At 70.3% G+C, this 10650-nt stretch carries 8 protein-coding genes; 3 read left to right on the top strand and 5 right to left on the bottom strand.

The window, feature by feature from the left end:
* The first annotated feature begins 483 nt into the window (after positions 1-483).
* Entirely contained in the window at positions 484-858 is a 375-nt protein-coding gene (locus tag LZ199_RS22715) for a DUF488 domain-containing protein (protein WP_253995825.1), read from the top strand.
* An 81-nt stretch (positions 859-939) separates the two neighbouring features.
* On the opposite strand, the gene LZ199_RS22710 is transcribed toward LZ199_RS22715, so the two are convergent.
* The 3 genes from LZ199_RS22710 to LZ199_RS22700 form a co-directional block, all read right to left on the bottom strand.
* Positions 940-4086, bottom strand: coding sequence for an efflux RND transporter permease subunit (locus LZ199_RS22710; RefSeq protein ID WP_253995824.1), 3147 nt, complete (start codon positions 4084-4086; stop codon positions 940-942).
* Positions 4087-4161: 75 nt separating this feature from the next.
* Positions 4162-5310 (bottom strand): efflux RND transporter periplasmic adaptor subunit, encoded by a 1149-nt coding sequence (locus LZ199_RS22705; RefSeq protein WP_407667231.1) that lies wholly within the window; start codon positions 5308-5310, stop codon positions 4162-4164.
* Positions 5298-6674, bottom strand: a complete 1377-nt coding sequence (locus tag LZ199_RS22700) for a TolC family protein (protein WP_407667230.1) — start codon at positions 6672-6674, stop codon at positions 5298-5300. The genes LZ199_RS22705 and LZ199_RS22700 overlap by 13 nt, the downstream gene beginning before the upstream one ends.
* 116 nt (positions 6675-6790) lie before the next feature.
* On the opposite strand from LZ199_RS22700, the gene LZ199_RS22695 reads away from it, so the two are divergent.
* A complete protein-coding gene (locus LZ199_RS22695; protein ID WP_253995822.1) occupies positions 6791-7249 on the top strand; it encodes a MarR family winged helix-turn-helix transcriptional regulator in 459 nt (152 codons plus the stop codon).
* 86 nt (positions 7250-7335) lie between these two features.
* Here LZ199_RS22695 and LZ199_RS22690 read toward each other — a convergent pair whose 3' ends face one another.
* Positions 7336-8388, bottom strand: coding sequence for a coiled-coil domain-containing protein (locus LZ199_RS22690; RefSeq protein ID WP_253995821.1), 1053 nt, complete (start codon positions 8386-8388; stop codon positions 7336-7338).
* Between the two features lie 255 nt (positions 8389-8643).
* Between LZ199_RS22690 and LZ199_RS22685 the strand changes: the two genes are divergently transcribed.
* The gene (locus LZ199_RS22685; RefSeq protein ID WP_253995820.1) at positions 8644-9462 is read left to right on the top strand and encodes a 2-oxo acid dehydrogenase subunit E2; all 819 of its coding nucleotides are present in this window, start codon (positions 8644-8646) and stop codon (positions 9460-9462) included.
* A 44-nt stretch (positions 9463-9506) separates the two neighbouring features.
* On the opposite strand, the gene LZ199_RS22680 is transcribed toward LZ199_RS22685, so the two are convergent.
* Complete coding sequence (locus tag LZ199_RS22680) at positions 9507-10493, bottom strand: zinc metalloprotease HtpX (protein ID WP_253995819.1); 987 nt, start codon at positions 10491-10493, stop codon at positions 9507-9509.
* Positions 10494-10650 lie beyond the last annotated feature (157 nt).

The raw sequence follows: 10650 nt of genomic DNA, 5'->3' as shown, positions 1-10650 counted from the left end.
CCGCCCGTGCTGCCCCGTCCTGCGTGCTGCCCCGTCCAACCCGCCGCCCGTCCTGCGTGCTGCCCCGTCCAACCCGCCGCCCGTCCTGCGTGCTGCCCCGTCCAACCCGCCGCCCGTGCTGCTTGCTACCCCGTGCTGCCCCGTCCTGCGTACCGCCCCGTCCAACCCGCCGCCCGTGCTGCTTGCTACCCGTGCTGCCCCGTCCTGCGTGCTGCCCCGTCCAACCCGCCGCCCGTGCTGCCCCGTCCTGCGTGCTGCCCCGTCCAACCCGCCGCCCGTGCTGCCTCGTCCAACCCGCCGCCCGTCCCGCCGCGCTTCGTGATGCCATCCCATAGCAGGGCGCGTGCCGCGTCCTTCGCCTCGGTGGATCCAAGCGTTTCCAAGGACTTGCGACACAGGCCCCGCAGCTGATCGGCCCGGGTCCGGTAAGAAGTCGGGTGAACCCTTCCGGAATGGGCACCAACTCCACCGCGTTGCCCCGGGATGCCCATCAAGACCCGTCGCTGGTGTGTGCCTGGCGAGCCCGATGATGGCTTGCGACTCCTCATCTGCCGCTACAGGCCGCGCGGCCTCCCCAAAGCCAAGGAGACCTGGGACGCGTGGCGCCGCGAACTCGCCCCCAGCCCCGACCTCTTCGAGGCCTTCTACGGCAAGGGCCAGGCGCCCATCACCCTCGATGCCTACCGAGCGCGGTACATCCAGGAAATGCAGTCACAGCGGGAAATCATCACAGAGCTGGCCGAGCGCGTGAACCGGGGTGAGACGGTGACGCTGCTCTGCTCCAAGGACTGCATCCTGGAGCCCGTCTGTCACCGCACGCTGCTCGCCGAGCTCATCGAAGCCGCCCGACGCTCCTGAGCTGCCGGAGCGTGGGCGGCCTCACCGCCGGGACATGGGAGCCGGTCGCTCCCTCGCCTGCCAGCGGCGTCCTTCACTTCCTCACGGCGCCGGAGCCGGCGCCGGGATTTCGTCGTCGTCCGCCGCTTCCCGCCGGGACTCGCCGCGCACCTTCTGCATCAGCACGTAGAGGCCCGGGATGAAGATGAGGTTGACGATGGTGGACACCAGCATGCCGCCGAACACCGTCGTGCCCAGCGAGTTGCGCGCCGCCGCGCCCGCGCCCTGCGCCGTCATTAGCGGCACCACGCCGAGGAGGAAGGCGATGGACGTCATCAGGATGGGCCGCAGGCGCACCTCGGCGGCCATCACCACCGCCTCCAGCGCGTCCTTGCCGCTCTCCCGCAGCTGCTCGGCGAACTCGACGATGAGGATGGCGTTCTTGCTGGCCAGACCCACCAGCATCACCAGACCCACCTGACAGAACACGTCGTTGGCGTAGCCGCGCAACAGCTGCAGCCCCAGCGCGCCCATGATGGCCAGCGGCACCGAGAGGATGATGACGAACGGGAGGCTGAAGCTCTCGTACTGCGCCGCCAGCACCAGGAACACGAACAGGAGCCCCAGGCCGAAGATGATGACGGTCTGCCCGCCGCTCTCCTTCTGCTCCAGGCTGATGCCCGTCCACTCCGCCGTCATGCCCTGGGGCAGGACCTCCGCCGCCAGCGTCTCCATCGCCTCGATGGCCTGACCGGAGGACACGCCCGGCGCCGCGGCGCCGTTGACCTCCGCCGAGCGGAACAGGTTGTAGTGACGGATGACCTGCGCGGACACCGTGGGCGTCACCTTCACCAGCGACTCGAGCGGAATCATCTCCCCGTTGTCGCTGCGCACGTAGAACGCGCCGATGTCCTGCGGGCTGTCGCGGTACTGCTGCTCGGCCTGCACGTAGACGCGGTACGTCCGGTTCGCGTAGTTGAAGTCGTTGACGTACTGGCTGCCCATGTAGACCTGCATCGTCCCGAAGACCTGCTCGATGGGGATGCCGAGCGCCTTGGCCTTCTGCCGGTCCACCTCCACGTCCAACAGCGGCGTGTCCGCGTTGAACGCGGTGAGCACGCCGCGCAGTCGGGCATCCGCGTTGGCCTTCGCCACCAGGTCCTGCGTGGCCGTCGCCAGCTCGTCCAGCGTGCGTGAGCCCGCCGTGTCCTCGACGATGTACTGGAAGCCGCCCACGCTGCCCACGCCACGGATGGCCGGAGGCTGGAAGGGGATGACTCGCGCGCCACCGATGCGGCTCAGCGGCCCACGCAGCCGCTCCACCATCGCCGCCACCGACTGGTTCTTCCCCAGGCGCTCCTCCCAGGGAACGAGGCTGGTGAACACCGTGGCCAGGTTGGGGCCCGTGCCCTGGAAGGAGAAGCCGCCGATGGCGAACATGGCGCGCACCTCCGGCTGCTGCTTGAGCACCTCCTCCACCTGGACCAGCACCTTCTCCGACTGGGCCAGCGACATGCCCTCCGGGCCCTGGATGGAGATGATGACGTAGCCCTGGTCCTCGTCGGGGATGAAGGCCGTGGGCGTCACGCGGAACAGCACCGCCGTGGCCGCGATGCAGGCCAGGAAGGCGACCAGGACGATGAGCGGGTGCTTGAGCAGCGCGCGCAAGCCCCGGCCATACCAGGCGCGCGTCGCGTCCAGCACCTTGTCCACCCAGCGGAAGAACACCCACTTCTCACCCACGTGATGCTTGAGCATCCGCGCGCTCAAGGCCGGGGTGAGCGTCAGCGCGCAGAAGGTGGACAGCGCCACGGACGCGGCGATGGTCAACGCGAACTGTCGGTAGATGGCGCCCGTCGTTCCAGGGAAGAGGGCCACCGGGACGAACACCGCCACCAGCACGACGGAGATGGCGATGACCGCGCCGGCCACCTCCTTCATGCCCTCGCGCGCCGCCTGCCGCGGCGTCAGGTGCCGCTCCACCATCAACCGCTCGATGTTCTCGATGACGACGATGGCGTCGTCGACGACGAGGCCCGTCGCCAGCGTGAGGCCGAAGAGGGTGAGGGTGTTGATGGAGAACCCCATCAACTGGACGAAGGCGAAGGTGCCCACCAGCGAGACGGGCAGGGTGAAGGCCGTAATCAGCACGCTGCGCCAGCCGTGCAGGAACAGGAAGATGACCAGGATGACCAGCGCGATGGCTTCCACCAGCGTCTGGAGCACCTCGTGGATGGAGGCGCGCACCGCGAGCGTGGTGTCCGTGCCCGTCTGGAACGTCATTCCCGGGGGGAACTGCGCGGACAGGCGCTCCAGCTCCTTGAAGACGCCGTCGCGCACGTCGAGCGCGTTGGCGGTGGGGAGCTGGAAGATGGCCAGGCCCACGCCCGTCTTCCCATTGAAGCGCAGCAGCGTGCCGTAGTTCTCCGCGCCCAGCTCCACCCGGCCCACGTCCTTCACGCGCACGGCCTTGCCGCTCGCGTCACGCATCAGGACGATGTCGCCGAACTCCTCCGGCTCCACCAGACGGCCGCGCGCGCGGACCGCGAGCTGGTAGGGCTGCTCTTCACTGGAGGGCGGCTGGCCCACCTGGCCCGCGGCCACCTGGAGGTTCTGCTCCTGGAGCGCGCGTGTCACGTCCTGGGGCGTGAGCTTGCGGCGCGCCAGCTCCGTCGGGTCCAACCACAGGCGCATGGAGAACTTGCGCTCGCCGAAGATGCGCACCTCACCGACGCCGCGCACGCGCTTGATGGCGTCCTTGAGATTCACGTCGGCGTAGTTGCTGAGGAACTTCGCGTCGTAGCGGTTGTCCGGGCTGGACAGACCCACCGTCATCAACATCTGGCTGGACGCCTTGTTGACGACGATGCCCGTCTGGTTCACCTGTGCGGGCAGGCGCGCGGCGGAGCGGCTGACGCGGTTCTGCACGTCGACGGCGGCGACCTCGATGTCGCGCGTGGGCTCGAAGGTGACGGTGATTTGGCTGGTGCCGTCGTTGCTGCTGGTGGAGGTGATGTAGCGCATGCCCTCCACGCCATTGAGCTCCTGCTCGATGGGGATGGTGACGGCGCTCTCCACCACTTCGGCGCTGGCGCCCACGTAGTTGGCCGTCACCGTCACCTGAGGCGGTGCCAGGTCCGGGTACTGGGAGATGGGCAGGGTGGGGATGGCAATCGCCCCCACCAGCGTCAGCAAGATGGAGCAGACGATGGCGAAGACGGGTCTGCGGATGAAGAAGTCGACGAACACGGCGTTCAGGCCCTCATTCTCATGGCGATATCCGAGCCTCGCGCTGCTGCCCGCGAAGCCCGGCCCATCCCCTGCTCAGCGGCTGCCCGCCGTGGCGGCACCGGACCCGGCGGCCGGAGCGGCGTCGGGGGACTTCACCTTCACGGCCATGCCGTCGCGCAGCGCTTGCAGCGAGGACACGGCGACGCGGTCGCCCTGCTTCAGTCCACCTTCGATGACGTAGGACAGGTCGCCCAGCGAGCCGAGGACGATGGGACGGCGCTCCACCACCGTCTTGCCTTCCTTGTCCTGCACCACCATGGCGAAGGGCTGACCGCTCAGGCGCACCACCGCGAGCGCGGGAATCTGCAGCGCGTCCCGCTTGGCGTAGACGATGCGCGCGCGCACCAGCTCGCTGGGGCGCAGGCCCACGGTGTTCTGGAAGGCCGCCTTCACCTCCACCAGCTGCGTGCGCGGGTCCGCCTGCGGCGCGACGAAGAACAGGGGGCTGGTGAGCACCACCTTGCCCTGCGAGTCCAGGACCTCCAGCACCGTGTCCGGCTTGAGCGCGCGGGCCCGCTCGGACGGCAGCGCCACGCTGACCTCCAGGACATCCGCCTGGGCAAGCGTCGTCAGCTGCGTCGTCGCGCCCACGAAGTCACCGATTCGCACCAGCACGTCGCCCACGGTGCCCGCGAAGGGCGCGCGCACGGCGTGGAACTGCAGCTGCACCTGGCGCTGGGCCACCTGCGCGGCGGCGGAGCGCGCGGCGGCCTCGGCGGCCTCCACCTGGGCGCGGCCCTGCTCCAATTCCTGCGCGCTGGCCAGACCCTCCTTGTAGAGGGCCTCCGTGCGCGCCAGCGTGGTGCGCGCCAGCTCCCGGCTGACGTGCGCGGAGCTCTGCTGCGCCTGGGCGCTGTCGAGCGCGGCCGTCTCCGTGCGGGAGTCGACCTCCAGGATGGGCGCCCCGGCCTCCACCTTCTGACCCGGCTTCACGTGGATGCGGCGCACGTAGCCGGCCACTTGAGGCAGCACGGTGATGTTCTGCCGCGACAGCAGCGAGCCCAGGTACTCCCCGGTGTCCCGCACCTCGCTGGGGGTCAGCGTCAGCACCTGCACCTCGCGAGGAGGTGGAGCGGCCGGAGCCGCCGCCTTGCCCGAGCAACCCGCCGCCATCAGCAGGGCGGTACTCCACAACGTCATCTTCAGCGCCTTCAGGGGGCGCACCCGCATCACCAATCGCACCGGGCCTCCGTCAAGAATGCGTCCAGGCGCGCCTGGACGAGCTCGAATTCACGCAGCGCCAGCGTCAGCTCCGCCTGGCGAAGGGCCGCTCCGCTCTGCACCAGCTCCAGGCTGTCGCCGCGGCCCACTTCAAAGGAACGTCGGGTGAGCCGGTCCGTCCGGTCCGCCAGCTCGCGCGACTCGGACGCCGTCTTCACCAGGGCCTGCGCCACCTCGATGCTGCGCCGGGCCTGCGTCACCTCGACGGACACGTCGCGGCGGCTGCCCTCCAGCGCCTCGGCCGCCTGCCGCTCGATTCCCTCGCGCTCCTTCACGAGGCCGCCGCGCAGGCCACCTTCCCAGAGGGGGACGGACAGCACCGCGGCGATGCTCCACGTGGAGAAGCGCCCGAAGCCCGGGTCCGTCGTCACGCCTTGCAGGTTGCTCGTCAGGCCGAGCGTGGGCAGGTAGCCCGCGGACGCCTGTCGGCGGCTGTCGCGAGACGCCTCCACCTGCGCGCGAGCGGCGGCCAGGTCCGGCCGGGCATCCAGGTCCTCCAGCGGGGTGCACGCCTTGCGCGCATCCTCCATCAGCCCGTTCAGGTTGAAGGACGTGTCCACGCCCACCGCGTTGCCGAAGCCCAGGGCGATGCCGAGCGCCTCGCGGGCCCGGCGAAGCTGCTCGTCACCCGCGACGAGCGCGCCGCGCGCCAGCGCCACGTCCTGGTTCACCCGCACCACGTCGAGCTGGTTGCTCGCGCCCAAGTCAAACGAGCGCGTCGTCAGGGCGGAGCGCTCCAGCGCCTGGAGCAGTCCCACGCGGTTGAGCTCCGCGGCCCGCTCGGCCGCTACGGTGGCGACCAGCGTGCGCGCCAGGCCCAGCGTGAGGCGGCGCCGCAAGTCCTGGAGGCTGGCCACCGCGCCGCGCTCGGAGGCCGACGCCGACGACAGGCCGCGCCAGGCGCCCACGTCCACCAGCGACTGGCTCAGCGACGCGGAGACGGTGCCCAGAATCGGCGCGGTGCCCGTGCGCCCATCCAGGGCCGGCGAGGGGAACACGCCCACCGCAGTGTCCGGGTTGAGGAAGTCATGCGTGGCGCTCGCCTGGGCGCGCGCGTTGGGCAGGAGCGTGGCCAAAGCCTGACGCCACCGGCCCTCGGCCCGTTGGACTCCGGCTTCGGCGGAACGCAGGTTCGTGGAGCGCTCCCGCACGAGCGTCAGCGCCTGCTCCCAGGTGCTCACCTGCTGAGGGGCGGGAGGGACCGGGGCCAACATCGCGTCCTCCACCTTCGGCTGAAAGGGGACGGGCGAAGCGACAGGAGGATTCGGCGCGGCCGGCGTCGAGGCGGCGACGAACGCCAGGAGGAGAACGGTGGGGGCGGACATACCAAGGGGGTAGGTGAGAGTGACTGCAGGTGCGACTCGACTCCCCCCATGCGACCAATCGCGTCAGGCAGATGTAATTGACAACCATTGTAGGCGACAACTATTTCTTCAGACGAATGACTTTCGCGGAGCACCTCGCCTCGCTGCGTCGCAGCGTTCGCCGCCACCTGACCGAGAAGCTCGGGGCGCGGACGAGTCGTCCGTTCAATCAACTGCTGGCGCTGAAGGCCATTTCCGAGGGCGTGCGCAAGCAGTCCGCGCTCGCCGAGCGGATGATGGTGGATGCACCCGCGGCGAGCAGGCTGGTGGATCGCCTGGAAGAGGAGGGGCTGGTGCTGCGGCGGGCCGGAGAGGACCGGCGCTGCTTCCGGCTGGAGCTGACGGCGGCGGGCGAGCACGACCTGGCCCACCTGCTCGACGTGCTGCGGGAGATGGACGGCGAATTGGGGGAGTACCTCCCGGAGCCGGAGCTGTCCGAGCTGAAGCGGCTGATGGAGAAGCTCCAGGTGGGCCTGACGATGCGCGCGGGCGGCCCGGACTCCTCTGATGGCGGTGGTGGCTGCGGCGGGGAGTGAGCGGACTTTCGAAACGACGAAGGGCCCGGCCCCCGGAAGTGAATCCGGGAACCGAGCCCCTCGGCTCGAAGCGGTGAGTCGGCCTGTCAGGCCTGCTGCGCGCTCTTCGGCTCGGCCTCGGCGGCGGCCGTGACTTCGGCGGCGGGGGCCTCGGCGGGCGCCTGCTGCGCGGCGGACTGGGCCTCCGACTCGGCGCGTACGCGAGAGGTCTCCTCGGTGCGCTGGTCGCTGGCGGCCATCTCCTCCGGGGTGAGCTCGGTGCGCTCGGCCAGGGTGCCCGTCTTCTTCTCCAGGTCCTTGATGGCGCGGCGCATGAGGTCGCGCTCCAGGAGCGTGCGGTTGAGCCGCTTCTCCAGGGCCTTGTACTTGTCCTTCATCAAGTCCAGGTCGCCCTTGGTCGCGGCGTAGACGCGCTGCTGCGTCTCGTTGCGGCCCTTGATGCGACGCACTTCCTTCTCCAGCTCCGCGGCGCGCGCGCGGTCCTTGTTCGCCGCCTGCTCCAGCCGGTCCATCTTCTCGCGGTCCGCCTCGCTCAGCTCACGGATGACGCGGCGGGGAGTCCGGTCCTCGCGAGCGGCCTCGGCCACCGGCGTCACCGGCACGGCCGCGGCCACCACCTGCTCACCCTCCTTGGCGGGGGCGGCGATCTGCTGCGCCACGGGCGCGGCGGCGGCGACGGGCGCCACGGCAGCGGCGGGGGCCTGCGGCGGACGACGGCCACGGCCACCTTCCGACTCCGCCTTCAGCCGCTGGTTCTCGGTGAGCACCTGCGCCAGCTCCAGGCGGGTCTGCTCCAGCTGCAGCGACGCGTTGCGCTCCACCTCGGCGCGGGCCTTGGCCAGGTCCTGCGTGCCCTTGTCGCCCTCCTTCTGCTCGAAGACCTTGCGCTTGGTCTGCTTGAGCTGCTCCTTCACTTCCTGGAGCGCGGCGCGCTGTTCATCCAGTTCCTTCTGCTTGCGCTGCAGCTCCGCTTCGGCCTTGGCGCGCGCGGCCCTGTGGTCGGCTTCCAGCTCGACGCGGGGCGTGTTGGAAGACGAGGAAGAGGACGGGAGCGCCGTCTGCTTCGCACCGCCGACGAAGAGGTTGAAATACAGCGAGATGGCGAGCCCGACTGCCAGGGCGATGACCAGGAGAACCACGGGACGACCTCCACGGGAGGGATATGCAAAAAGCGGGGCAGCCTATCGTCCAGCGCGGGCCCGTCAAGGGTGCGCAGGAAGGACGGCCCCGGTACCCCGCCTCCATGCCCTGTTCGGAGCAGGGGTGCACGTGCGAAATCGAAGGCTCTCTCGGAGGGCATTCGCCCGGACGGGGTCTTCCCCGCCCCGTCGGGAGCCGCGATGCTGCGCCGCGCCCGCGTCAAGCCCCCACGCTCCCATGCCCACGAGTGACACATGGCTCATCTGGAGCTGAGACCCAAGCAGCGCGTGTCGAGCTTCCGCAAGCTGGCGATTGGAAGCTGGGGGACGGCGTATGACCCCACCGTCTACGGCACGCTGACGGTGCGGATGGACCGGGCGCTCGTCTATATGGAGGCCTTCCAGCGGAGCACGGGCCTGCGGCTGACGGTGACGCACCTGGTGCTCAAGGCGCTGGCGGAGGCGCTGCGGCGCTGCCCTGACGCGAACGCGGTGCTGCGCTTCCACCGCATCTACCTGCGTCAGCGAATCACGGTGTCCGCGCTGTTGCGCTCGGAGGCGGGCTGGGCGCCGGTGCGGGTGGAGGACGCGGATCGGAAGGGGCTGCGCGACCTGGTGCTCGCCCTGGACGCCGGGCGCGCGGAGGCGGGGAGTCGCCGGGCCTGGCGCTGGGTGGAGAAGGTGCCCGCGCCATTGATGCGGTGGTTCACCGGCGGGGTGTCGTTCCTGGCGGTGACGCTCAACCTGGACCTGGGCCGCTTCGGCCTGCCGAGGGACGCCTTCGGCGCCGCCGTCGTCACGGACGTGGGGGAGCTGGGGTTGGACGCGGCCTATCTGCCGCTGGTGCCCTTCACGCGGGTGCCGGTGTTCCTGGCGCCTGGAGCGGTGCGCGACACGCCGGTGGTGGAGGAGGGGCGGGTGGTGGTGGGGAAGGTGATGAGCCTCAACGCGTCCATCGACCACCGCTTCATCGACGGCTTCCACGCGGGCGTGCTGGCCAACACGTTGAAGGCGCTGCTGGAAGACCCCGAGGCGGCGTTCGGGCCGCCGGACGCGCCGGCCTCGGGGGGCTGAAGCGCGGGGAGCCTGGGCGTCGCTCCCCGCGCGGGTGCTTCACGTCAGTACGCGTACTCCCAGCCGCCCCGGCCACCGCGAGCGCGCGAGCCGCCCGTGCGAGCGCTCATCGCGCGCAGCCTGCGCACCCGCTCGGGGATGGGCGGGTGGGTGGAGAACAGCGCCATCACGCCTCCCCGGTGCAGCGGGTTGACGATGAACAGGTGCGACGTCGCCGGCGCCCTGTCGTACGGCATCACCTCCGCGCCGCGCTCCATCTTGAGCAGCGCGTCCGCCAGCGCGTCCGGGTCTCCGCTCAGCTCGGCGCCCGTCGCGTCCGCGCCGTACTCGCGCGAGCGGCTCACGGCGAGCTGCAGCAGCGTGGCGGCGATGGGCGCGACGAGCAGCAGGCCCAGGTTGGCGAACGCGCCGCCGATGCCGCCCTCGTCGTCATCGCTCCGGCTGAGCATGGAGCCGCCGAACCAGAAGAGCATCTGCGCCGCGTAGCTGATGATGCCGGCCAGCGTGGCCGCCACCGTGCCGATGAGCGTGTCGCGGTTGCGCACGTGCCCGATTTCATGCGCGAGCACGCCTTCCAGTTCGCGCTGGTCGAGGATGTCCATGATGCCCGCCGTCACCGCGACGGCGGCGTGCTTGGGGCTGCGGCCCGTGGCGAAGGCGTTGGGCGCGCGCGTGGGCAGGATGTAGACCTTCGGCTTGGGCATGCCCGCGCGGGTCGCCAGCTTCTCCACCATCTGGTGCAGCCACGGCGCCTGCTCGTAGGGCAGCGGCTGGGCGCCATGGATGGCGAGGGCAATCTTGTCGCTGAACCAGTAGGAGCCGAAGTTCATCACCACGGCGAAGAAGCCGGCGAACATCAAGCCCTGGGCGCCGCCCAGTCGCTGGCCGATGACGAGCACCAGCGCGGTGAGGCCCGCGAGCAGCACCGTCGTCTTGAGCGCGTTGCCCAGGCGGTGCCACCCACCGCCGCCGTGCAGCGCCGGACGTCCGCCGCCGTTCCGGGAAGTTTCGTGGGTGCCAGTGAATGCCATGTCGTCTCGTTCCTTTCCCCCGTCAGGGGCTTCAGAAACGTAAACAGGCGGTCCGGCGCGTCAATGAAAGCACTGAAAAGGTCCCGTGAATCCAGGGGCTTACGTTGCCGCTTGGACGCAGGGCAGGGGAGCGGGCGTGCCGTCACCAGACAGGCCT

Source organism: Myxococcus qinghaiensis, assembly GCF_024198215.1.
Classification (GTDB): domain Bacteria; phylum Myxococcota; class Myxococcia; order Myxococcales; family Myxococcaceae; genus Myxococcus; species Myxococcus qinghaiensis.
This window is presented reverse-complemented; position numbering and strand designations above follow the sequence as displayed.

Excerpts from the sequence above, each read along its gene's own strand:
- LZ199_RS22695 (WP_253995822.1), top strand. The coding sequence starts at position 6,791 with ATGACTTTCGCGGAGCACCTCGCCTCGCTGCGTCGCAGCGTTCGCCGC.
- LZ199_RS22680 (WP_253995819.1), bottom strand. The coding sequence starts at position 10,493 with ATGGCATTCACTGGCACCCACGAAACTTCCCGGAACGGCGGCGGACGT.
- LZ199_RS22715 (WP_253995825.1), top strand. The coding sequence starts at position 484 with ATGCCCATCAAGACCCGTCGCTGGTGTGTGCCTGGCGAGCCCGATGAT.
- LZ199_RS22700 (WP_407667230.1), bottom strand. The coding sequence starts at position 6,674 with ATGTCCGCCCCCACCGTTCTCCTCCTGGCGTTCGTCGCCGCCTCGACG.
- LZ199_RS22685 (WP_253995820.1), top strand. The coding sequence starts at position 8,644 with ATGGCTCATCTGGAGCTGAGACCCAAGCAGCGCGTGTCGAGCTTCCGC.